The 22702-nt window shown below is 48.0% G+C and carries 20 protein-coding genes; 11 read left to right on the forward strand and 9 right to left on the reverse strand.

What is annotated here, in order from left to right:
• Positions 1 to 4: 4 nt before the first annotated feature.
• The 6 genes from B3850_RS00995 to B3850_RS01020 form a co-directional block, all read right to left on the reverse strand.
• Entirely contained in the window at positions 5 to 1495 is a 1491-nt protein-coding gene (locus tag B3850_RS00995) for a SulP family inorganic anion transporter (protein WP_286911245.1), read from the reverse strand.
• Between the two features lie 236 nt (positions 1496 to 1731).
• Positions 1732 to 2943 carry an organoarsenical effux MFS transporter ArsJ gene (gene arsJ, locus B3850_RS01000; protein WP_286911246.1) on the reverse strand — a complete coding sequence of 404 codons (1212 nt, stop codon included), beginning with the start codon at positions 2941 to 2943 and terminating at the stop codon, positions 1732 to 1734.
• Positions 2943 to 3938 carry an ArsJ-associated glyceraldehyde-3-phosphate dehydrogenase gene (locus tag B3850_RS01005; RefSeq protein WP_286875227.1) on the reverse strand — a complete coding sequence of 332 codons (996 nt, stop codon included), beginning with the start codon at positions 3936 to 3938 and terminating at the stop codon, positions 2943 to 2945. The genes arsJ and B3850_RS01005 overlap by 1 nt, the downstream gene beginning before the upstream one ends.
• 229 nt (positions 3939 to 4167) lie before the next feature.
• A complete protein-coding gene (gene arsB / locus B3850_RS01010; protein WP_286911248.1) occupies positions 4168 to 5205 on the reverse strand; it encodes an ACR3 family arsenite efflux transporter in 1038 nt (345 codons plus the stop codon).
• Entirely contained in the window at positions 5192 to 5932 is a 741-nt protein-coding gene (locus B3850_RS01015; RefSeq protein ID WP_286875232.1) for a metalloregulator ArsR/SmtB family transcription factor, read from the reverse strand. The genes arsB and B3850_RS01015 overlap by 14 nt, the downstream gene beginning before the upstream one ends.
• Positions 5933 to 6349: 417 nt before the next feature.
• Positions 6350 to 8011, reverse strand: a complete 1662-nt coding sequence (locus B3850_RS01020; protein ID WP_286875234.1) for a dipeptidyl-peptidase 3 family protein — start codon at positions 8009 to 8011, stop codon at positions 6350 to 6352.
• Between the two features lie 98 nt (positions 8012 to 8109).
• On the opposite strand from B3850_RS01020, the gene B3850_RS01025 reads away from it, so the two are divergent.
• The gene (locus tag B3850_RS01025; protein WP_053953726.1) at positions 8110 to 8958 is read left to right on the forward strand and encodes an HDOD domain-containing protein; all 849 of its coding nucleotides are present in this window, start codon (positions 8110 to 8112) and stop codon (positions 8956 to 8958) included.
• 6 nt (positions 8959 to 8964) lie between these two features.
• Here the strand turns inward: B3850_RS01025 and rdgC are convergent, their stop codons facing one another.
• Positions 8965 to 9855: a recombination-associated protein RdgC gene (gene rdgC / locus B3850_RS01030; protein ID WP_053953727.1), complete on the reverse strand. Its 891-nt coding sequence runs from the start codon at positions 9853 to 9855 to the stop codon at positions 8965 to 8967.
• Positions 9856 to 9915: 60 nt separating this feature from the next.
• The gene (locus B3850_RS01035; RefSeq protein WP_286875239.1) at positions 9916 to 11649 is read right to left on the reverse strand and encodes a sensor histidine kinase; all 1734 of its coding nucleotides are present in this window, start codon (positions 11647 to 11649) and stop codon (positions 9916 to 9918) included.
• Between the two features lie 183 nt (positions 11650 to 11832).
• Between B3850_RS01035 and B3850_RS01040 the strand changes: the two genes are divergently transcribed.
• The 8 genes from B3850_RS01040 to B3850_RS01075 all read left to right on the forward strand — a co-directional run bounded on the left by B3850_RS01040 (position 11833) and on the right by B3850_RS01075 (position 18989).
• Positions 11833 to 12648 carry a DUF3450 domain-containing protein gene (locus tag B3850_RS01040; protein ID WP_286911250.1) on the forward strand — a complete coding sequence of 272 codons (816 nt, stop codon included), beginning with the start codon at positions 11833 to 11835 and terminating at the stop codon, positions 12646 to 12648.
• Between the two features lie 12 nt (positions 12649 to 12660).
• Positions 12661 to 14040, forward strand: a complete 1380-nt coding sequence (locus tag B3850_RS01045; RefSeq protein ID WP_286875245.1) for a MotA/TolQ/ExbB proton channel family protein — start codon at positions 12661 to 12663, stop codon at positions 14038 to 14040.
• Positions 14041 to 14042: 2 nt separating this feature from the next.
• The gene (locus tag B3850_RS01050; protein ID WP_058576215.1) at positions 14043 to 14573 is read left to right on the forward strand and encodes a MotA/TolQ/ExbB proton channel family protein; all 531 of its coding nucleotides are present in this window, start codon (positions 14043 to 14045) and stop codon (positions 14571 to 14573) included.
• Positions 14574 to 14594: 21 nt separating this feature from the next.
• Positions 14595 to 15002, forward strand: coding sequence for an ExbD/TolR family protein (locus B3850_RS01055; protein WP_053953732.1), 408 nt, complete (start codon positions 14595 to 14597; stop codon positions 15000 to 15002).
• Positions 15003 to 15008: 6 nt separating this feature from the next.
• On the forward strand, positions 15009 to 15614 hold the full coding sequence (locus B3850_RS01060; RefSeq protein WP_286875248.1) for an energy transducer TonB: 606 nt from the start codon (positions 15009 to 15011) through the stop codon (positions 15612 to 15614).
• Between the two features lie 11 nt (positions 15615 to 15625).
• Entirely contained in the window at positions 15626 to 16903 is a 1278-nt protein-coding gene (locus B3850_RS01065) for a tetratricopeptide repeat protein (protein ID WP_286911253.1), read from the forward strand.
• A gap of 128 nt (positions 16904 to 17031) precedes the next feature.
• A complete protein-coding gene (locus tag B3850_RS01070) occupies positions 17032 to 17997 on the forward strand; it encodes a porin (protein ID WP_286911255.1) in 966 nt (321 codons plus the stop codon).
• An 80-nt stretch (positions 17998 to 18077) separates the two neighbouring features.
• Positions 18078 to 18989 carry an AEC family transporter gene (locus B3850_RS01075; RefSeq protein WP_286875258.1) on the forward strand — a complete coding sequence of 304 codons (912 nt, stop codon included), beginning with the start codon at positions 18078 to 18080 and terminating at the stop codon, positions 18987 to 18989.
• Between the two features lie 23 nt (positions 18990 to 19012).
• Here B3850_RS01075 and B3850_RS01080 read toward each other — a convergent pair whose 3' ends face one another.
• On the reverse strand, positions 19013 to 20410 hold the full coding sequence (locus B3850_RS01080; RefSeq protein ID WP_286911256.1) for a Fic family protein: 1398 nt from the start codon (positions 20408 to 20410) through the stop codon (positions 19013 to 19015).
• Between the two features lie 222 nt (positions 20411 to 20632).
• Between B3850_RS01080 and phoB the strand changes: the two genes are divergently transcribed.
• Entirely contained in the window at positions 20633 to 21319 is a 687-nt protein-coding gene (gene phoB / locus B3850_RS01085; protein ID WP_129497118.1) for a phosphate regulon transcriptional regulator PhoB, read from the forward strand.
• Between the two features lie 17 nt (positions 21320 to 21336).
• Positions 21337 to 22632 (forward strand): phosphate regulon sensor histidine kinase PhoR, encoded by a 1296-nt coding sequence (phoR, locus tag B3850_RS01090; protein ID WP_286875264.1) that lies wholly within the window; start codon positions 21337 to 21339, stop codon positions 22630 to 22632.
• The last annotated feature ends 70 nt before the right edge of the window (positions 22633 to 22702 follow it).

Genomic DNA, 22702 nt, shown 5'->3' on the forward strand with positions numbered 1-22702 from the left:
CTTTTTAGTGGCCGCCCATTAATTTATCAACCGCTTCCGGTTTGTCATGAACACCAAAGCGATCCACGATGGTGGCACTGGCTTCGTTCAGCCCAATTACTTCGACATCAGCACCTTCACGACGGAATTTAACCACAGCGCGGTCGAGTGCTTCAACGGCGGTGATATCCCAGAAATGGGCATCACTGACATCAATAACAACCCGTTCGACACCTTCTTTAAAGTCAAATGCGGCAAGAAACTTCTCAGACGAGCTGAAAAACACCTGTCCAATAACACGGTAGGTGCGCTTTATGCCGTCGGCATCGATGTCTGACTTAATGTACAGATAGTGCCCGATTTTATTGGCAAAGAACATAGCGGCAAGCAATACGCCGACTAATACACCTAACGCCAGGTTGTGCGTTGCGACAACGACAGCAACGGTGCTCACCATAACGATATTGGTCGATAGCGGATGCTTCTTTAAATCTCGGATAGAGCTCCAGCTAAAGGTACCAATGGAGACCATGATCATGACAGCAACTAAAGCAGCCATGGGTATTTGTATTAAAATACTGTCCAATACCAAAACCATAATGAGCAGGAAGATACCCGCAACCAGTGTGGATAAGCGCGTACGACCACCTGATTTTACATTAATAATCGACTGACCAATCATGGCGCAACCCGCCATACCGCCGAGTAATCCAGAGCCTATATTGGCAATACCCTGACCTTTACATTCACGGTTTTTGTCGCTGGACGTGTCGGTTAAGTCGTCAACAATGGTTGCTGTCATTAGTGACTCGAGAATACCGACAACGGCAAGTGCCGCAGAGTATGGGAAAATGATTGCTAATGTTTCGAAGTTTAATGGAACGTCAGGCCATAAGAATATCGGCAGGGCATCCGGCAGTTCGCCCATATCACCAACGGTGCGAATGTCTAAGCCTAAGAACACGGCAACAATGGTTAAAGAAACAATACAAACCAACGGAGACGGTAAAATTTTTCCGATAACCGGAATGTAAGGGAAGCCGTAAATAATAGCCAGGCCAGCCGCCGTCATTGCATACACATGCCAGGTGACATTGGTCAGCTCGGGCAGTTGTGCCATAAATATCAAAATAGCCAGGGCATTCACAAAGCCTGTCACCACCGAGCGCGAGACAAAGCGCATGAGGTCCCCTAACTTGAGATAACCTGCAATTATTTGCAGCACACCGGTCAACAGAGTGGCGGCTAGCAGGTACTCAAGCCCGTGGTCTTTGACCAGGGTGACCATAAGCAGCGCCATAGCGCCTGTTGCGGCAGATATCATCCCCGGACGCCCGCCGGTAAATGCGATAACAACCGCAATACAGAACGACGCGTACAAGCCTATTTTCGGATCAACACCGGCAATGATAGAGAATGCGATAGCTTCAGGAATTAGCGCTAGAGCAACGACAATACCTGAGAGCAAATCACCACGTATATTAGAAAACCAGTTCTGCTGGATAGACTTCAACATAGTTAAATGACACCAAATTTTTAAACACAATAAAGTAATAAGTGGCCGGAATGGCCAGAAAAGCAGTGAACAGCCTACTGCGCACCTGTGACAGGGAAGTGACGGTTAGGGTGGCGTAATACGCGTCAGCACGTAGGTGGCTCCTTATGGTTTGAGGCTGGTCAAAAAAAGAGCGCGAATTTTAGCATAAAATGTGCCAACTACAAGTGCTTTCCACATCGGCGTAGCCTGACATATCAGACGCGATGCTGCTCCCGCCCGGGCAAAAAGCTAATTGCAGCCGTGGATAATAGCAATAGCAGCGTTGATATCATTAGGCAAGCAACCACCCCCCATTGTTGATACACCCAACCCGATAAAATGGTGCCCAGCAGACGCCCAGCCGCATTCGCCATGTAGTAAAAACCAACGTCTAAAGACACACCGTCGGCGCGTGAGTATGAAACAATCAGGTAACTGTGCAACGATGAATTAATGGCAAACAGAATGCCGAATAGGCCTAAGCCAATAATAATGCTTTGGGCAACCGGCAATTGTTGCCAAAGCGCCAGGGTTAACGCAAGTGGACTCAGCGTCAGTAACGCATTCCATACTACCGCCTGAGTTTTTGGTACGTTATCACCATTTCTCGTGAATTTAGGCGCAATGCTTTGCACAAACCCGTAGCCAATAACCCACAAGGCCAAAAAACTGCCCACCTGCCAGTGGTTCCAGTTCAGCTGGCTGGCTAAGAACACCGGTAAGGCCACCACAAACCAAACATCGCGTGCACCAAAAAGTAAAAAGCGCGCGCCCGATAGAATATTGATAGGTCTGCTTTTAGATAAAATATCCTTAAACTTAGGTTTGAACTTAGCTTTGCCGGATTCTTTTTTCAGGAAGATTAAGCTACCGACCCAAACTACGCTGAGCATAATTGCCATGGACAGCACTGCCCCCTGGAAGCCAATTAACGTCAGCAACAAGCCACCCAGGAAAAATCCAACGCCCTTTAAGGTGTTTTTTGAACCAGTGAGTATAGCCACCCACTTATAAAGCTGAGCTTGTTTGTCGTCCGGCACCAAAAGCTTAATGGTGCTTTTGGCACTCATTTTATTGAGATCTTTGGCAATACCAGACAGCGCCTGAGCCGCCATTACCCAAATAACAGTAAGCATAGAACTGGGCACCAGCAGCATGACCAGTGCCACAATCTGTATGCCGAGGCCAATATTCATGGTCCTGTTGAGTCCCCAGCGAGCGCCCAGCCAACCACCAAATAAGTTAGTGACTATGCCGAAAAACTCGTAGAACAGGAATAACATAGCCACTTCCAACGCACTGTAACCCAACTGGTGGAAGTGCAGCACCACCAGCATGCGCAGCGCGCCGTCAGTCAGGGTAAAGGCCCAGTAATTACCGGTAACAATTAAATATTGGCGTATTGCCGGCGACAGCTGACTCAGCATTAGCCGACCTTTTCGACCAGCTCAACCGCGCGGTTGGCATAACCCCATTCATTGTCATACCAGGCATAGATCTTAACGTGCGTGCCGTTAATGACCTTGGTGGATAGCGCATCCACAATGCTTGAGCGCGGGTCAGTTTTGTAATCTATCGACACTAACGGGCGCTCTTCATAACCCAGAATGCCCTTAAGGTCACCTGCAGCGGCTTCTTTCATCCAGCCATTAATTTCTTCCACCGAAGTAGCTTTTTCGACTTCAAACACACAGTCGGTTAGGGACGCATTGGCAAGGGGTACGCGGACAGCGTGACCGTCAATTTTGTCTTTCAGTTCAGGGAAAATCTCCACAATGGCCGTTGCCGAGCCGGTGGATGTCGGAATTAAGCTCATGCCGCAGGCACGGGCACGGCGTAAGTCTTTGTGCGGCGCGTCCAGAATGCTTTGCGTGTTGGTCAAATCGTGAATAGTAGTGATAGACGCGTGTTTAATACCAATTTTGTCCTGCAGAACTTTGACTACCGGAGCCAGACAATTAGTGGTGCAGGACGCGGCTGTGACTATCTGATGTTTTTCAGGATCATAAAGGTGGTCATTAACGCCCATCACAATATTCAAAGCGCCGGGCTCTTTGACCGGAGCCGATACGACAACTCGTTTTACGCCTTGTGACAGGTAATCATTCAGAACCTTTACGGTTTTCATTTTGCCGGAAGCTTCTAAAACCACATCACAACCACTCCAGTCGTTGTCAGCAATGGTTTTGTGCTGAGTGAAAGCAATGCGTTTCCCACCAATTTGAATGGCGTCGTCCAGACCTTCAGCTTCATACCCCCAGCGACCGTGCACCGAGTCAAAATTCAGCAAATGCGCAAAGGTTGCCGCATCAGCGCCTGGGTCATTCACCTGAACAACCTGCAGCTCAGGATTGTCCCACGCCGCACGTAACGCTAAACGGCCAATACGACCCAAACCATTAATTCCAACCTTAATCGTCATAAAAGACTCCTTATGTATCTTTTATCTGCCCGTTATAGGGCTTTGGGGGAGTTTACTGTCTTGTTTCGCTTGAGCATTGAACCTCCTGTGGCGGAGACGCTACGAGTTCATCCATGAACGCTTGACGAAGGCCATCCTTGGCCTTCGACACTCCACCACAGGAGCTTCAACACTCATAACGCTTACAAGACAACAAACTCCCCCTTCTATATCTAAAGGGTTTTAGCATTCATGATTTAAACCAGTGTTTCGTCTTATTCGCGAACCAGACTAAAGAGAGCATCACCGGTACTTCTACCAGTACACCAACAACCGTGGCTAGTGCGGCGCCGGATTGCAGGCCAAATAGACTGATAGCCACAGCCACTGCTAGTTCGAAAAAGTTTGAGGTACCAATCAAGCAGGCCGGAGCCGCAATTCTATAAGGCAACTTAATCAGCAACGCGATAATAAAAGTGATAGCAAAAATGCCGTAAGTTTGAATTAGCAACGGGGTTGCTATCATGGCAATGTCTAAGGGACGCGTCAGTAACACCTCTGCCTGAAAGCCAAACAGCAGCACTACGGTTAGCAGTAAGCCGACAATGGACCAGGGCTTCATGCGTGCATCAAAGGCTTGCAGCGCAGAGTCGACATTATGCTGTCGCGATGTTGCTTTGCTCTTTAGCCGCTGGCGCGTTAACAGTCCGGCAATAAGCGGTGCCACGACGTATAGCCCAACACTTAACAGCAAGGTTTGCCAGGGCACAATAATATCGGTGATCCCCAGCAGCAGCGCGGCTATGGGGGCGAAGGCAAAAATCATAATGACGTCGTTGACCGACACCTGTACCAGCGTATAGCTGGCATCGCCTTTGGTCAGCTGACTCCAGATAAAAACCATAGCCGTACACGGCGCAACACCGAGTAGAATGACTCCGGCCAAGTACTCGTTAGCAGTTTCTGGCTGAATGAAGTCAGCAAATACACCTTTGAAAAACAGCCAGCCAACCAGCGCCATGGTGAAGGGTTTTACCAGCCAGTTAATAACGATGGTTAGAATAAGCCCCTTAGGCTCTTTAGCAATTTGTGTAATAGACTCGAAGTTTACCTGCACCATGACCGGGTAAATCATCAGCCATATCAACACCGCGATAATCAGGTTAACCTGCGCAAACTCAATACCTGACAGCACTTCGAAAACTGGTGGGAACAAGTTACCCAGTAAGGTACCGGCAATAATCGCCAGAGCGACCCAAACCGATAAGTACCGTTCAAACACACCCATTATCGACATCCTTAACTTGTTGGGGAATTAGCGACGCGTGATAAGCCGCCGTGGTTTTAATCATAGTCGCCATCCAGTCTTGTAGGGCCGGGTTTATTCGATAGTACACCCAGCGCTGATCTTTACGGTCGGCTAATAAGCCGTATTCGCGCAGTTGCGCCAAATGCCGCGACACTTTTGGCTGTGACATACCAGTCGCGTCCACAAACTGGCAAACACATAATTCACCATGGTGTTGCAGCATTAGAATCATTTTCAAGCGCAGGGGGTCAGCCATAATTTTGAAGAACTCATGAGGTGCATCAAACAGCTGCGGACGGTCACTTTTCTTGCGTAAAATAAGCAACAGCATCTTTATACGCTCGCTTAATTCATGCGCCGTTTTCTTAAAAGCATCCGCTTTTTTACTGGCCACCGGGTCGGGGAAGTCCCAGGCAATGAAGTGCTGATCACCGCACAAAGCTTGGCACTCAGTGCGAGCCCGATCACACAGGCTTATCACGTAATCAAAGCTATTGAGATCAATATCAGCAAGCGCTTTTGAATGCAGCCCATCCGTTTCAACACCCAAGTGCTCTAATGCCGCTAAAGCTCCCGGTTCAGGTTGTGTCGGCTCAGTACCCGCACTGGCAACCTCAAAGTCATCATCAGCAAACTGCCGAAAAATAGCCTCCGCCATCAAAGACCGCGCAGAATTCGCCGTACACAGAAACAAAACCTTCGTCATCAGGTAATACCATATATTCGATAGCCCATATATATGTTATACCGAATATATTGACTGCGCAATAGCCAAGCTGGGAGGAGGGCCGGTTGTCACTTGTTTCGCTTGAGCATTGAACCTCCTGTGGCGGAGACGCTACGAGTTCATCCATGAACGCTTGACGAAGGCCATCCTTGGCCTTCGACACTCCGCCACAGGAGGTTCAACACTCGTAACGCTTACAAGTGAGCAACCGGCCCTATCTACCATTGGTCGTGTGGGGGAATGGACCATGAGTGCGCCCAATGGTTTCGGGAGCTACTGAGGAGGTGTGCAGCGCCATGGATGGCGCTGCACAAGCCCTACAGGGATGTATTCACGGGCGTCCTCCGCAGTAGCTCCTGAAACCTCAGCGCTCGTGGTTCAATCCCTCCACCCACTCTATAGGCCCAGTACGTCTTTGCCTTGTTTGAAGGTGACGTCAACCGGGATGCCGGCGTCGGCGAGTTTGTCGAGGTCGGCTTTTAGCTGTGGGCTGACAACGCCTAAGGTTGCAACCAGTTCAGCCACACCGTTGTAGTCACCGTCGCCTTGCAGGGTCAGGATTTTACGAGACAAGCTATTCATGGCGGCACGCATTTTGTCCATATCAATGGCGTATTGGCCTTTTTCATTGCGCTTGAAGGCACCTGCATCGGCAAAGTAGTTGAAACGAATCATGTTGGCTTTGCCGTGGGCACTGGATGCACCAAAGCGCACTGAACGGAAAATACTGGCCATAAAGGTGGTGTAATAGTCTTCCAGTTCACCTTCAGCTAAAACGCCTTGTTCAAACAGCTGAGTCACCATGTAAAGCCCCAGAATATCGGCTTTACCTTCTTCCAGTGCTGAAGCGTGTTCTTTCAATGCCGAACGCACGGTGCCTTTATCATTCAGGGTGTTTTTAATACCCAGGCCGTGGGCCACTTCATGGAACATGGTATTGGCGAAGAACGCATTAAATGTAATGTTCTCGCGCTGCTCCGGTACAATTAGCTGCTCAGCAATAGGCACCAGAATTTTATCGAACTTAGCCTGCATGGCATTTTTCAGCTGTAAGCGGCGAGTGCCTTTTTCCAGCTGAACTTCTTCGTCATTCGGCAGGTTTATCGCAATAGTTTTGCTGCCCGCATTCGAGTGACCGGCATAGTAAACTGCATCGTAAGCGTTCAACTGGGCATTGGCGCCCGGCATTTCTGCTTTATAAGCGTCTTCAACTGGCAGGCCACGTTGCAATTCAGGCAGATACTCAGCGTATTTCGCTAAGCGCTCGCTCCATGCTTTGTCTTTAATCAATACGTAAGACTCAAACGCGGTTTTGTAGCCGTACAAATGGTCTTCGTAGTTTTCGATAGGGCCAATAACCACATCAACATCGTTGTCGGTCATGTCCATCCAGGCCATATCCGACGGCTGATACTCATTGCTCAAAAACGCATCGGCGCGCAGGCGCAAATACTTGGCAAAGTCTTCGCTTTCCGCAAGCTCAGCGGCTTGACGCAGTAACTCGGCCGCTTCAGCCAGTGAATCATTAAACGCTTCAGAGTAAGGAAGCGTCATTAAGTCGCCGTTTTCATCACGACGCAATAATGTATAAAGGCTGTCTTTGTCAGCAAGCTCTGCATTTTCAAACTCGGTTTTGGTCATATCTTCCGGGTAGAAGTTAGCGCCTTCAGGCTTATCGTCAAAGCCGGTTAAAAAGGGTTGGTTGTTGTTAAGGCGATCCCACGGGCCATAGTTAATCACTGTGAATTCTTTAGCCCGCTTTTCAACTTTAGCCAGCAGCTCGTCTTTGCTGCCCGGGAAAGCTTGCTGCCAGAACAGCTCATCCATTATTTTCGATGCATCAATAAGCAAACTGACCATCTTCTTCTGGTCGCTGGACAAGTGTGATAAGTCGCTGGTCAATGAATAAGGGGTGTAAATGTCGAGTCTTTGCTCTTTTCCTTCAACCAATTGGTAGCTTTTCGGAGCCGTGGTTTCGGTACTCTCTGTCGTTGTTTGTTGACCGCAGGCGGCTATAGCAAGCGCCAGCGGCGCAATAAAAAATGCAGATTTTTTCATAATGATACTTTTGTAAAATTGAGTTGTTGGAAAGTTCTGTTAATCTACTTCTATGCCTGACTAGAAGCAATAGAATAACTATAAAAAAGGATCCCTCAATGGCATCGCAGAATGCGCTTTACTTACTCATTGATGAACGGTTGCAGCGTGACGAACTCACCCTGCCGGGGCTACCGAAAACGGCGGAGCAAGTGCGTAACGCTACGCTCGATCCTGACTGTAATTTGCACGACCTGGCGCATATCATTCAGCAAGACGCGGTATTGTCAGCCCGGTTAATACGACTGGCAAACAGTGCCTATCTGGGGGGCCGAAACAAGGCAGAAAGCCTGATGCAGGCGTTAACACGTATTGGCATGCGTCGAATTCGCACGCTGGCTTTTGCAATGGCAATGGAGCAGGTGTTTAAACCCGACAACGACATTGTGAAGATGTTCTCAGAGCAATACATTAAGGAAAGTCGGCAAATTGCAGCAGCGTCGGTGGTTATTACGAAAGACCTCCAACGCCGCGGAATAGGGCACCGGCTGCATCAGGACGTCTCTCTGCTGGCAGGCATGGTATCCAGAATAGGGGTAACACCTATTCTAAGAATGGCCAGTGAATTTGAGGACAGCTTTGCTAACCCTACCTTTATTAATGAATGCATTATGCAGTTAAGCTCGCCGTTGGGTACTAATATCCTGAATTACTGGCAGTTCACGCCTAATTTGGTGCAGGTGCCACTGCACTATAATAAAGGGCGAACCAACCTGGACGACGCCATTACCGTTAATTATTGCGATATTGTTCATTTGGCCAGCTTACTAACAGGAAATAACTTAGGTAAAAAGCAAAATGTGACCGTGGTGGAGTATGAATTAAGAGGAGTGATTGAAAGCGAAGACTTCTGGCAGCAAGACTCGACTCAAGAGTCTTACCACCAGGTGCTGGACTTATTTGGCTAACTCGCGTTACTCAAACGCCTTTTTCAAATCATCAAATAGCTGCCCGGCTTCGCCGCTAATTAGCGCAAAGTCGGCATCTACTTTCTCTTCCGGGGTTGGGTCTACCAAATCATCTTTTGCGTCCAGCAGTACGTCGGTTGGCTTAACACGTTTTAGTGCCATATCGGCTTCAAGAATAAACTCCAAGTTTTCCTGCCACACCAAACCTAACCGAGTCACTTGCTTACCGGCAGTTAAATGAGCCTGAATGTCGTCACGAGTCAGGTCTTCCTGTTTACAGCGAATGATGCCACCGTCGGCCTGGGGTGAACGCAGCTCTGCTTCGTCGCCCAGTTCAAAGGGGGCAGGAATGTCTTGTTTTTGTAGCCAGTCGGTCAAGTACACTTCAACGGCCTCAGACGGGCTGAAAGGTCTGACAGGTAAAGACCCCACCGAGCCACGCAATAAACCGAGAAAGTCTTCCGCTTTATTCGCCGCCGACTCGTCAACCGCAATAAATTGACGGTCTAAATCAATGTAGCCCCAGCTTAAGCGAAAACGGCTAAACGCCTGTGGCAATAACTGATGAATTAAGTCTTCTTTTAAGTTTTGTTTTTCTTTGCGCGGCACAGAGCGGCCTTCGGCTTCACTAATCTGACGGACTTTTTCGTCGAGCTGAGCGTTCACAACCGTGCTGGGAAGGACTTTTTCTTCTCGTTTAGCGCAGAGTAACCAGCAGTTACCGACGCTATGGGTTAACGTCTCGTTGTCTGGGCCAAAGGGAGAGAACCAGCCAAAACTGCTTTGCTCAGTGCGAGAGCATGGGTGAAAGCTGTGCTCCGCAAGCTGCTCTTCAAAGTTTTCGGGTAACGAGAAATTTTCACTGAAATGATAAAAGCGAAGGTTTTTAAACCACATAAATAAGGGTTCCTGTCCGGCATTAGAAACCCTGAATTGTATCGACTAACGGCGTCTGTGTCAGTTTAAAACCTGTACAGGAAATGAAAAGGTGTAAGTCAGCCCTTCACCCGGTTGACTGGTGGCGTCAATATCGCCCTGCAGGGTTTGGGTAACCAGGTTGCGTACAATATGAGTTCCCAAACCACTACCACCGTCATTGAGCTTAGTGGTGAAAAATGGGTTAAAGAGCTTGGTTAAAGCGTCTTCTGAAAGACCATTGCCGTCGTCTTTATAAACAACATGAAGCTCGCTGTCGCGCAGCTCAATATCAATGATCATGGTACCTTGCTCAATGCCGTCGAAGGCATGACGTAATGAGTTTAAAATTAAATTGGTAAATATCTGCGACAGCGCACCCGCCGGGCAACGAATAAATAAATCGTCGGCACAGTTCAGTTCTATTTTATGCAACGTTTTCTTTAAGTGCGGTTGCAGCGACTGAATCAGCTCTTCTATGTAGCGTTTCACATTTATATCGCGAATGGCGTCAGACGCCTGGTCGACCGCTACCTGCTTAAAGCTACTGATAAGGTCAGAGGCCCGATGCAGGTTGTTATCCAGTAAGCTGAGGCTTTCTCTGCCTTCTTCTATAAACTTTTGTAATTGTTGCTGTGTCAGTTCTTTATTGGTCAAAGCCGAATCCAGCGAATCCAGTTTTTCTCGCAGGTAAGAAGCTGCTGTGACACTAATACCAATAGGTGTATTCACATCGTGCGTAATACCCGCCACAAGGCCACCAAGCGAGGCCATTTTTTCCGACTCAATGAGTTGTTGCTGGGTTTCGCGTAAGTGGTTCAACGACGACTCAAGCCGCTGGTTAGACTGACGCAGCGTGTTTTCCATAGTACGACGTTGGCTAATTTCGCGTTCAAGCTTTTCCTGTCGCATTTCCAGTTCGTTTTTGCGCTGCTCCAGATCCAGCATCACCTGGCTCAAACGGGAGGTTTTACGGGCCACCTCCTGTTCTAAAATCGCATTTTGTTCATCCAGCTGTCGGTTTGCCGCTTTCAGTTTATTCTGTGTGCGTTCCAGGTCAGCCTGATATTCTTCAATGTTATCGAGTAACTGATTATACGCCTGCTCAATAAGTACCAGCTCGTTATTGTGTTGGTCTTTTAAGCGAATGCGGGAGCGCTCGAGGTTATCCAGGCGGAAGCTCTTAATTTGCTGAGTTAAGTCATTGAGCGGGCGGCTCAACATGCGGCTGAATGCGACCGTAAACAGAATAATTAAAAAGGTACTCTTTATAAGCGCGTTACCAACAATAAAGCCCAAACTGACTTTAATGCGGTCTATGGCTATGTCTCGCGTTGAAAACAGGCTAACGTCGCCGACCTTGGTGGAATGCCCGGAAAACTCGAAAATGAGCGAGTTGTGGTAGCCAAAAATACCGTTACGCTCAGGAAGCAGAATTCCTTCACTGGCTTCTTCGGGCAAGTCAGACATTTCTGAGGTCTCGCCCAACTGAACCAAAATATTACCGGCGTCGTCGCGAATCAATACACCGGCAATAGCCGGAATGCCAATAAGGCCGTCGGCGATGCTGTCAATTTGGTCACTATTAAATTCCCAAAGTGAGCGCGTCAAAGACCCATTAAAGGTTCGTTGCTGGTTTTGCAGCTCGGCAATCAGTATGCGCTTGGTATCAAAGTATTCCGCACCAATTTGTACTGCAGTGACAATAAGCGTCAGCACAAAGTAAACGGACAGAACCCGTGTCAGCAGCGATGATGAAATACTTTTGATGGCCATATATGAGGTGTGCGTAAGATTTTTGTAAATATAAGCTTAAACTAAATCATTGCTGTTAATAACGCAATAAAGCAAAGCGTTCTCACCCAGAGCAATTGACACAAAACTGACACACTTTGGTCATCAAGCTGTCACTAAAACTCACTAAAGTTGCCACAAATTAATTCACAAGGGTTATAACTTATGAAGTTCATTACCTCCGCTGGCGCTTTCGTTTTAAGCTCTGCGCTGTTTTTACCAGCGCTGACGACCACGGCGTACGCAGCTCCAATACAAGAGCAGGACAAACTTGAGCCTGTTGTTGAAGAAGCCTCTTCAATTAACCAGTCTGCGCGTCAGTCACAACTGACCATTGACCAAATTTCAGACAACATGCAAGAGCGTTTGCAGCAGTATAAACGCATCATGAAGGAAATTGATGGTTTAAAAGTGTATACCGCACAGCTTGAGCAGCAAATTGGTAACCAACAACAGGAAAAGCAAGACATCAATGACTCAATAGACAAGGTCAGTTATGTCGAGCGTCAAATTACTCCGCTGATGTTACGTATGATTGACTCTCTCGAGTCTTTTGTTGAACTGGACGTTCCGTTCCTTGAAACCGAGCGTAACGAGCGTTTAGCGCAATTAAACGACCTGATGGAGCGCGCTAACGTCGATGTGTCTGAAAAGTTCCGCCGTGTTATGGAAGCTTATCAAATAGAAGCAGACTACGGCCGCAACATTGAAGCCTACACGGCAGAACATGAGATTAACGGCCAACAGCAAGACGTCACTTTCCTGCGCATTGGTCGGGTAGCACTTATTTATAAAACCCGCGACGGTCAGCACCTGGGTATCTGGAACCAGCAGGAGCGCAACTGGCAAGAGCTCGATAGTAAGCACTTACCTGCCGTTGAAGAAGCTATCCGCATAGCCCGAAAACAGTTAGCACCGGACATGCTGATGATGCCCGTTTTTGCTAACAAAGCCGCCACAAACAGCGCCGCTGGCCAATAAGGAGTCGCACCAATGAAATTAACACAACGAATTGTTCAGTGGTTCTCAGTTATTGCGCTGGCAGCAACCTCGAGTGCTGCACTCGCCGCGCCGCTGCCGCAAGACCCAATTAACTTAGACCAGCTGTTACAGCAGTTGGAGCAGGGTAAGTTCTCGCAGTCAGAGAGCAATAAGCAACGCGAGCAGCGCTTCCGCGAAAAAGAGCAAGAGCAAAAAGCCATGCTCGAAGACGCAATTGCTCAAAGAAACCAATTGGAGCAACGCGCCGAGCAACTGGAAACTAACTTTGAACAGAACGAAGTCGATTTAGGCAACTTAAGCGACACTCTGACTCAGCGCATGGGCTCACTCAAAGAGCTGTTTGGTGTGCTGCAGCAGGTTGCTAATGATGCTTCAGGCAAGTTCGACAACTCGGTTATTTCAGCGCAGTACCCAGGCCGTTCAGATGCGCTTGAGGAGCTAGCAGAAAACATGAGCTCGTCGTCTAAACTGGCGTCTATTGAAGACATTGAAAGTGTCTGGTTTGCCCTGCAAGAGGAAATGACCGAATCGGGTAAAGTCGCTGAATTCACGACTGAGGTGACAGCAGCCAACGGCGACAAAGCTGAACAAGAAGTCGTTCGTGTTGGTGCTTTTAACCTGGTTTCAAATGGCAAGTATTTAGAGCGCATGAGCTCAACCGGATCTGTTGCTGAGCTGGTACGCCAACCCTCAGGTCGCTATCTGGACACTGCTGAAAATATCCAGCAAACCGACAGTGGCATTGTCACATTCGGCGTTGACCCAACAGGCGGCTCAATTCTTGGTTTATTAGTTCAGGCACCAAGCTTAGGTGAGCGTATCGACCAAGGCGGTACCGTGGGTTACATCATTCTTGCTTTGGGTGCTATTGGCTTGCTGTTTGCGTTAGAGCGCTTTGTGTCACTGATGCTACTGGGCAACAAAGTGAAACGTCAGCTTAAGAAAGACAAGCCAAGTCAGGACAACCCGCTGGGTCGAGTCATGCTTATTAAGGACAAGTATCCGCAAGCCGACACCGAAACGCTGGAGTTGAAGCTCAGTGAAGGTATCTTGCGCGAAGTTCCTAAAATTACACGCAACCTGACGTTCATAAAAATCATTTCTGTGGTCGCACCGTTGATGGGTCTGTTGGGTACCGTGACAGGCATGATCAATACCTTCCAGGCGATAACACTATTCGGTACGGGTGACCCGAAACTGATGGCAGGTGGTATTTCTCAAGCCCTGGTCACAACCGTACTCGGCTTGGTGGTCGCAATACCCATGACCTTATTGTTTGCCACCTTACACACTCGCAGTAAAAACCTGATTCACATATTGCAGGAGCAGGCGTCCGGCATTATTGCGGAGCGCTCAGAGCGAGGAGAGTAACCGTGTTATTTCTCATCGAGTTTAATAATGCGATTAGAGATTTCATTGAGGCTGGCGGGCAAGTCCTGCTGGTCATCGGAATCCTCATTTTTAGTATGTGGTTAATGATTCTCGAGCGCATTTTTTACTACCTGAAAGGGCATCGTGCGCGTGTTAAAGACACGCTTAAGCGCTGGCAGCAACGTGAAGACAAGTCATCCTGGAACGCAGAGCAAATTCGTCAGGCAATGATCTCACGCGTCGGGTTGGCTCTGGGCGGTAACTTACCAGTGATAAAAGCCTTAGTCGCGTTATGCCCGTTGTTGGGTCTTATGGGTACCGTTACCGGCATGATTGAAGTGTTCGACGTTATGGCAGTAACTGGTACCGGCAGCGCCCGCTCTATGGCATCGGGGGTGTCAAAAGCCACTATCCCGACAATGGCGGGCATGGTTGGCGCACTGTCCGGCGTATTCGCCGCCACCTGGTTACAGCGCACCACCCGTCGCGAGCGCATGAAGCTGGAAGACAAAATACTTTTAGAGCGTCACTAAGGTGAGGCTGAGGAAACAACTATGAAACAGCATTTTGCCAACTTAATTGAAGAAGAAGAGAGCAACATCGACATGACGCCCATGCTGGATGTGGTGTTCATTATGCTGATTTTCTTCATTGTTACCGCGTCTTTTGTCAAAGAAGCGGGTATCGATGTAAACCGCCCTGACGCAGCAACGGCGGTGCAGAAGAACCGTGCCAACATACTGGTTGCTATTAGTGACAACAATGAAATTTGGATAAACAAACGTCAGGTGGATGTGCGTGCAGTGCAGGCTAACATCGAACGCTTGTATGCGGAGAATCCGCAAGGCTCTGTGGTGATTCAGGCCGACGAAGAGTCGAACACACGTGTCCTGATTAAAGTAATGGACGCAGCGCGAGCCGCTGGTGTGTATGACGTATCTGTTGCAACTGACGAAGAGTAACCCGCAATGAGACTTTTGGCAGCATTATTGGTCGCCGCGTTTGTCACTATTGGACTGTTTTACTTGATGCAGTCGTTAATAAGCGGTGGCGAAGGGGCAATGAGCGAGCCGCCGCGAGGCAGTGTGCTGGACTTTGTGCGTACACCAGAGTCTGAAGAAGTGCAGGAAAAGGAGCGTAAGCCTGAGCGTCCCCCAGAGCCTGAACAGCCGCCTGAAGATTTGCCGCAACCACAAATGGATAACGACATTGCTGATGCGGATAGCGGCTCAGGTTACGACTTCTCGGCCGGTATGGATGCCGGTGCCGACATTGGCAATGGCATGTCACTGCAAGCCAGCGACGGCGAGTATCTGCCTATTGTGAAAGTGCAGGCGGCTTACCCTCGGCGTGCGTTACAGCGTGGTATTGAAGGTTATGTGGTGGTGGAATTTACTGTGACCAAACAAGGCTCGGTGCGTGATCCTGTCGTTGTCCAGGCAGAGCCGGAAGGCATTTTTGATCAGGCTGCTATGGATGCGGTACTGAAATTCAAATACAAACCACGGGTCATTGATGGTGAAGCGGTTGAAGTTGACGGAGTCAGAAACCGCATGACCTTCGAAATGAACTAATTGGGTGACTTATGAACATGAAATTTGTGGTTATTGCCGCCTTAAGCGGCTGGATAGCGTTAACGCAGCCCCTTCTTGCGCAACAGACAGGGGCACAACAAACAGAGCGTGTGCCAGCACTGCGCGAAAAAGTATATGGTCAGCTGGCACGGGCGCAGGAACAAGCCGACAACGGTAATCTTCAGCAAGGGCTTAGCATACTGTCAGACATTGAAGGCAAAGCCGACAGTATGAACAGTTATGAGCGTGCCATGCTCTGGAACTTCTACGGCTTTATGTATTACGAGCAGGATCAAATAGGCCAGGCCATTAACTATTTCGAGAAAGTTGTGAATGAATCGCCAATTCCCGAGTCGCTCAAAAAAAGTACCCTGTTCAGCCTGGCTCAACTGGCGTTAAGCGAAGGTCAGTATCAACGTTCTGTAGAATTTCTGGGGCGCTGGGAAGCGTTGGCTGAACGAGACGAATTGGGCAAAGCCTGGGTATTAAAAGCGCAAGCCTTTTATCAGTCGGGAGACTTTAATAAAGCGCTGCCGCTCATTGATAAAGCCATTGCTAATGCAGACGCCAACAAGAAAACGCCCGACGAAAACTGGTTAATACTCAAACGTGCACTGCACTATGAACTGGAACAAACTGAACAAGTCGCCAAAGTCATGGAACGCCTGGTCACTGACTACAGTAAACCGGAATACTGGCTGCAACTGGCGGGTGTCTACGCGCAGTTAGAGCAGGACAAAAAGCAATTAGCGGTTCTGGAAGCAGCGAATCAGCAGGGTTTTATTGAAAAAGCCAGCGACTGGCGTCAGCTCGCACAAGCGTACTACTTTAATGAACTGCCGTTTAAAGCAGCAGAGACATTAAGCAACGCCATGCAAAAGGGTGTGGTCGAAGCCAATGTTGATAATCTGAAATTCATAGCGCAGGCCTACGCTCAGGCAAAAGAGTATGAATTAGCCATTCAGGCCTATGAGAAAGCATCAGAGCAGGTCGACCATGGCGACTTTGCCGCGCAAATTGCACAACTGCATTTAAACCTGAACAATAATGACCAAGCCATTAAGTACGTTGAACGCAGCCGTAATAAAGGCCAGGTATCGAACCCGGGACATTTGCATTTAGTAGAAGGAATGGCGGCGTTAAATTTAAAAGACTACAAGCTGGCGCTACAAGCCTTTGAACAGGCAAGCGAATATGAAAAAACAGCATCTGCTGCAAAGCAGTGGTTAAAGTACGCGAAAGCGCAATATCGACAAAAGGAGCAGTTGGCTTCGTTAATTGACTTATAGCTGTCATAAAGATGTAACAAAAAAGACATAGAATTGACTCATGGCAGAAAAATAACTGCAATAATTCTTATCGTGTCGATAATGCGGTTAAGAATTAGGCAGTTTAGTAATGAGTTAATGAGGGTTCTATGAAAAAGTCTTTAATTGCGTTGTTAATTGCAGGTGCCACGTTTCCAGCATTTGCGAACGATGATGGCACCTTGACCGTTTATGGTCGTGCCAATGTGTCTTTACAAAGTAATGACACTGGTGACGGTGCTGAAGCCGAAGTAGTCAGTAACGCGTCGCGCTTCGGTTTTAAAGGCGCGGCTGAGCTTAAGAGCGACTTGGAGGTATTTTATCAGCTTGAATTTGGCGTTGATCTGGCAGACTCCAGCGACGACAAAGATGCGGTAACTAATCGTAACCAAGTTGTTGGCCTGCGCGGTAACTTTGGTGAAGTCATGATTGGCCGTTACGATACCTTCCTGAAGGACTCGCAAGGCTCTATCGACGCGTTTAAAGACTACGAAGCAGACCTAAAAAGCTTATTCGTTGGTGAGGAACGCCCGGACAACACGGTAACCTATTACTCGCCAACCTATAACAACTTCACCTTTGGTGTGACTTACATTGCATCTGAAAACGACGCAGAAGATGACGGCGTTTCAATGGGGGTGTTGTACGGAGACGACAAACTTAAGAAAACACCATTTTACGCTGCCATTGCGGTTGACCGTGACGTCGACGGTTACGACACCGAGCAACTCAGTGTGCACACCAAATTAGGTGACTTTAAATTAGGTGCCGCTGTTCAGCAGTTTGAAAGTACCGACGGCCTGGAAGACGGCGACGGTTATTTGCTGAGCGCGACTTACCCAATTCATAACTGGGTGTTGAAAGGCCAGTACCAGTCAGTCGACGAAAGCGGTGAAAGTGACGCCTCGTTCACATTTGGTGCTGACTATCATTTCACCGGCGACACTCGTGTGTACGCATGGTACACCGGTCGTGAGTGTGACATTGCTACCTACGAAAGCCGTGGTTGTGGTGCAACACCAGGCGCAGAGCAAGACTTTTTCGCCGTTGGCATTCGCCACGACTTTTCCTGGTAAGCGTCTAAAGCAGACTAATGTAGCCTGATCGCCTCGGTCAGGCTACACTATAGGCGTCATTCTCAACCTCTGTATTCAACATGACCAACCTGGCGGTACTTGGCTTTTACCTACTTATTGGTTTTATTCTAAAACGCTCTGGGAAGTGCCCCGACAATACGGCCGAAGTTCTTAACTTATACGTTATTTATGCCGCGTTACCCGGTGTTATTTTCAGTAAAGTGCCTGGCCTGGAATTTTCTGCTGACTTACTGATTCCGGTTATTATTCCCTGGGTGCTGCTGGCGTTTAGTGCCGTGTTTATCTTCCTTATTGGCAGGGCACTGAACTGGCGCAAAGAAATTGTCGGCGCTCTGTTAGTTTGTGTTCCTTTAGGGAATACTTCTTTCTTCGGTTTTCCGATGATAGAAGCCTTCTACGGCAGCGACGCTATTGCCTATGGTTTGCTCTATGACCAGTTTGGCTCGTTCTTCGGGTTGGCCATTTACTCAACCGTTATTATTGCGCTTTATAAAGACCAAGACGAAAAGCCGACCGTGGCAGGTGTTTTTAAAAAAATTATTACTTTCCCGCCGTTTATCGCTTTGGTGCTGGCGCTGTTAACTAAAAGTCTGAGTTACCCCGATGTTTTTCAGCGCCTAATTGAGTCATTAGCCGTTACGTTAGTGCCGGTCATTATGATAGCCGTGGGTTTTCAACTGAAGTTCCGTTTACCCAAAGGCAGTAAAACACCGTTGGCCATTGGCTTGTTAACCAAGCTGGTACTCATGCCGGCAGTGGCTATGTTACTGCTGTTCAGTTTTGGCTTTGACAACACACTGATTCAAGTCACCATCTTTGAAGCGGCTATGCCGCCTATGATAACGGCTGGCGCCGTTGCTATTATGGCGGGTTTGGCGCCGCGGCTATCGGCAGCCATGGTCGGCTACGGCATACTACTGGCCTTTATCACACTGCCGTTAACCTACGAATTAATGCAATTTTTGGCGTAAAACGGAAACGGCTACCGCTACGATTACTGCCGTTTCCAGGCTTTAAACATGGCTTCGGTAATACCTAAGCCGATAATTGCACCTTCATGCAATTGCTCTAAGTCGGCTATTGTCATAGCAATAAACTTGTCTGGCTGCTCAATATTGTGGTCATGGCAATAACGGCTCAAAAACGCACTTATTTTTGCTCCGCTAATGTCATTTCTTATGACCAGTCCCATCGCTTCTTTTCTGGCCGCTCGGTATTTAATGCGGTAGGCATCGATATCCCCCAAAGACTCTTTTACCACGTCATATTGCTCGCAGGATTTTTTATAAGCCCACTCAAATAGCTCCAAAGCTGGCTGTACTTCGTTAGTTTCATAAAAATACAGCAGAGCCTTAAAGTAGTCCTCTTGCGGCACATCGGTAAAACTTAACGGGCATAAATTGTTTTTTATAAATGGAATGTTACAGGTAAGCCGGGCTGTTCTTTTGTTTACATCCTCAAATGCCTGCAAGTAAGACAAATGCATTAACAGAAAAAAGCTTTGTTCAAAAGGGTCGCTAATTTGCTCGGCTTTTAACAACACGCGCGCTAATAGTTCTTTGATTTGGTGAGGGTTGCTGAGAGGTGTATACGCCGACTTCCCAATAGTCACTTCAAGCTCTCGTTCTCTTCCACACGCATTAGGATTCGCCAGTAAGTCTTGAGACAACAAGTAATGAATGTTTCGAACCGTAAAAGAGCTGAGTGTTATATCTTCTGCATTTTCAATCAGAAATTCGATGGCTTCCTTATGGTTCATTATCATCACGGTTTCTTCGTGAACCTTACCCTCTGCTGATACCCCTTGTTCTATCAGTTTTTGAGTGTCGAGCTTAGAGTACGTATTGCCCTCTAAACGACTTGAGTTGTACGACAGGTCTATTAGTAGCTTTTGTCCAATCTCTTTAGCATAAGTCCCGGCAGCCAGCGCCTTGTCAACTCGCTTACCCATTGTGTGAAGTTTCGTGCGCACAGGCAACGGCACGTAAAAAGTCTTGTTAGGAGTATATTGCTCAATTAACCGCAGCTGGTAGGTACGTTTAGTTCGAGCATAGGGGGGCGTGTCCAGGTAGGCTAACTTGGCTAAGGACTCCGCAGAAAAAATAGGGTGTTGATTATATTGATGTTTTTCTTCATTGAGCTCAAGGTTATTTGTAACGGCACGCTCTGCCACAGAGCTGGCAATACCATAAGATGCCAGGCGATAAGTGCGTGCTTTTTTCTCACCGTCAGCAATCACCTGTCCATACTCAACCAGCTTTTTCAGCCTTCGTTGTAGCGTCTTTTTGGGCATGTCGGCTTCCAGGTGGTTTTGCAAGGCACCGACGGACACGGGCTGTCCAATACTTTCCAGACATGTAAGGATAGCTTCTAATTCAGCTTGAATGGTCATAACACTCACTTTATTGGACAGCTAATGCAATATTAATGTCCATTAAAGCATGTTTATTGGACATTACACAGTATTTTTGTCCAATAAATTAAACGATATTGGACAAATAGACCCAAAAGCATCATAAACAAAAGAAATCTTACAGCAATGTGTCGCTGGTCATAAAAATGTCATATTCTTTAGTAATAATTGGCTCAACTGATCCAATAAGGGACTAAATACATGTCGCGTAGAATTCTAATTGTAGAAGATGAAGCACCCATTCGTGAGATGTTGAGCTTTGTTATGGAGCAACACGGCTATCAAGCAGTCGAAGCTCATGATTTTGACGCCGCTGTCGGTAAAATTGCCGAGCCATATCCCGATATGGTTCTGCTGGACTGGATGCTGCCGGGCGGCTCAGGTATTCAACTGGCCAAAAAAATTAAAGGCGATGACTTTACCCGCAATATACCTATTATTATGTTGACCGCCCGCGGCGAAGAAGAAGACAAAATAAAAGGTCTGGAAGTCGGCGCTGACGACTATATAACTAAACCATTTTCGCCAAAAGAGCTGATGGCAAGAATGCGTGCTGTATTCCGCCGTGTAGCGCCAACGGTGTTAGACGAGCCGTTGGAAGTTGAAGGCTTAAAGCTCGACCCCGTATCGCACCGCATTTCGGTTGGCGACAACAGTGTTGACATGGGACCAACCGAATTCAAGCTACTGCACTTTTTCATGACACACCCAGAGCGCGTGTACAGCCGTGAACAACTGCTAGACCACGTTTGGGGCACTAATGTTTACGTCGAGGACAGAACCGTCGATGTGCACATTCGTCGCTTACGCAAAGCACTGGCAGACCACGGTTATGATCGTCTTATTCAGACCGTGCGAGGAGTCGGGTATCGTTTCTCGAGTCGTTAACAGCGAGTCTGCTTGATATGGACAGAGACTATTCAAACTGGCAGTCGCTGCGCAATCTGGCGCTTTTCCTGCTGCCGTTTATTTTTGTCGGCTGGTTGTTCGGTATTCTCTGGCCGCTGCTGACGTTTGCGTTGCTGGGGCTGGTTTGCTGGCATTATTTTTATCAGCAAAAACTCATTAAATGGTTATGGCAAAGTCGTACTTTAATGCCGCCATCAGCGCCGGGTAGCTGGTCCTATATTTATGACGGCATTTATCGTTCGCAACGCCGCAGTCAAAAGCGCCGTAAATCGCTGGCACGCTTATTAAGACGCTTTCGCGAAGCGGCAGAAGCACTACCGGACGCAGCAATTGTGTTTCGTGCCGACGGTGCGCTGTTGTGGAGCAACAAACTCGCACAGTTTTACTTCGGCCTGCGTTGGCCGGACGACGCCGGACAAAGGCTGTCTAACCTTATTCGTCACCCGGAGTTTTCGGTGTATCTCAGCAAAGGTCAGTTTGATGATGCTCTCACTATTCCTTCTCCTGTGCGCGACAGTCTCGACATTGAAATTCGCATTATGCCGTACAGCGAAGACCAGTTCTTGTTGGTTGCGCGTGACGTCACCCAAGTTAAACGTCTGGACTCAATGCGTCGAGAGTTCGTTGCTAACGTGTCGCACGAGTTAAAAACGCCGTTGACGGTGTTACAGGGGTATCTGGAAATGCTGGAAGAGCCGGAGCAAACACCACCGGCTATGCTGAAAAAGGCGGTCGAGAATATGAATGCGCAAAGTGACCGCATGGCGAATTTGGTTGATCAACTATTAGTATTATCGCGCATGGAAACTCCCAGTGACGATGTTTTTGACCACGAAGTGAATGTGCCGGCTTTACTGGAGCAGCTACAAACGGAAGCGCATCGCCTTAACGAACAGAAGCAACACAAGCTGCAGTTTAATATCGACCCCATTCATATTTACGGCAAAGAATCGTTACTACGCAGTGCCATGCAGAACCTGATTACTAACGCCATTCGTTACACGCCGGAAGGCGGCGAAATAGAGGTGAGCTGGAAAGAGACCTCGGGCGGCGTTGAATTCAGCGTGATCGATAATGGCAAAGGCATACCCGCGCAGCACCTACCGCGATTGACTGAACGTTTTTATCGTATTGATGAAGACCGTAACAGTGCCAGTGGTGGAACTGGGCTGGGGTTATCTATTGTGAAACAAGCCATCGAACATCATAACGCTCAACTGGATATTAGCAGTACACCGGGCAAAGGCAGTTGTTTTGCATTTCAACTGCCGCACGGATTAATTAAGTCATAAATTTTTCACATTGTCATAAAGCTGTCACAAATCGTTCTTAAACTACTCATCATCGAAGAACGATTTCTTG

Origin of the sequence: Idiomarina sp. UBA4520 (genome assembly GCF_002388365.1) — a bacterium.
Classification (GTDB): domain Bacteria; phylum Pseudomonadota; class Gammaproteobacteria; order Enterobacterales; family Alteromonadaceae; genus Idiomarina; species Idiomarina zobellii.

Coding starts and splice junctions, on each gene's coding strand:
- B3850_RS01040 (WP_286911250.1), top strand. CDS start 11,833: ATGAAGTTCATTACCTCCGCTGGCGCTTTCGTTTTAAGCTCTGCGCTG.
- B3850_RS00995 (WP_286911245.1), bottom strand. CDS start 1,495: ATGTTGAAGTCTATCCAGCAGAACTGGTTTTCTAATATACGTGGTGAT.
- B3850_RS01080 (WP_286911256.1), bottom strand. CDS start 20,410: ATGACCATTCAAGCTGAATTAGAAGCTATCCTTACATGTCTGGAAAGT.
- B3850_RS01045 (WP_286875245.1), top strand. CDS start 12,661: ATGAAATTAACACAACGAATTGTTCAGTGGTTCTCAGTTATTGCGCTG.
- B3850_RS01020 (WP_286875234.1), bottom strand. CDS start 8,011: ATGAAAAAATCTGCATTTTTTATTGCGCCGCTGGCGCTTGCTATAGCC.
- B3850_RS01065 (WP_286911253.1), top strand. CDS start 15,626: ATGAACATGAAATTTGTGGTTATTGCCGCCTTAAGCGGCTGGATAGCG.
- B3850_RS01035 (WP_286875239.1), bottom strand. CDS start 11,649: ATGGCCATCAAAAGTATTTCATCATCGCTGCTGACACGGGTTCTGTCC.
- B3850_RS01005 (WP_286875227.1), bottom strand. CDS start 3,938: ATGACGATTAAGGTTGGAATTAATGGTTTGGGTCGTATTGGCCGTTTA.
- B3850_RS01015 (WP_286875232.1), bottom strand. CDS start 5,932: ATGACGAAGGTTTTGTTTCTGTGTACGGCGAATTCTGCGCGGTCTTTG.
- arsJ (WP_286911246.1), bottom strand. CDS start 2,943: ATGCTGAGTCAGCTGTCGCCGGCAATACGCCAATATTTAATTGTTACC.
- B3850_RS01055 (WP_053953732.1), top strand. CDS start 14,595: ATGAAACAGCATTTTGCCAACTTAATTGAAGAAGAAGAGAGCAACATC.
- B3850_RS01025 (WP_053953726.1), top strand. CDS start 8,110: ATGGCATCGCAGAATGCGCTTTACTTACTCATTGATGAACGGTTGCAG.
- rdgC (WP_053953727.1), bottom strand. CDS start 9,855: ATGTGGTTTAAAAACCTTCGCTTTTATCATTTCAGTGAAAATTTCTCG.
- phoB (WP_129497118.1), top strand. CDS start 20,633: ATGTCGCGTAGAATTCTAATTGTAGAAGATGAAGCACCCATTCGTGAG.
- arsB (WP_286911248.1), bottom strand. CDS start 5,205: ATGGGTGTGTTTGAACGGTACTTATCGGTTTGGGTCGCTCTGGCGATT.
- B3850_RS01060 (WP_286875248.1), top strand. CDS start 15,009: ATGAGACTTTTGGCAGCATTATTGGTCGCCGCGTTTGTCACTATTGGA.
- B3850_RS01070 (WP_286911255.1), top strand. CDS start 17,032: ATGAAAAAGTCTTTAATTGCGTTGTTAATTGCAGGTGCCACGTTTCCA.
- B3850_RS01075 (WP_286875258.1), top strand. CDS start 18,078: ATGACCAACCTGGCGGTACTTGGCTTTTACCTACTTATTGGTTTTATT.
- phoR (WP_286875264.1), top strand. CDS start 21,337: ATGGACAGAGACTATTCAAACTGGCAGTCGCTGCGCAATCTGGCGCTT.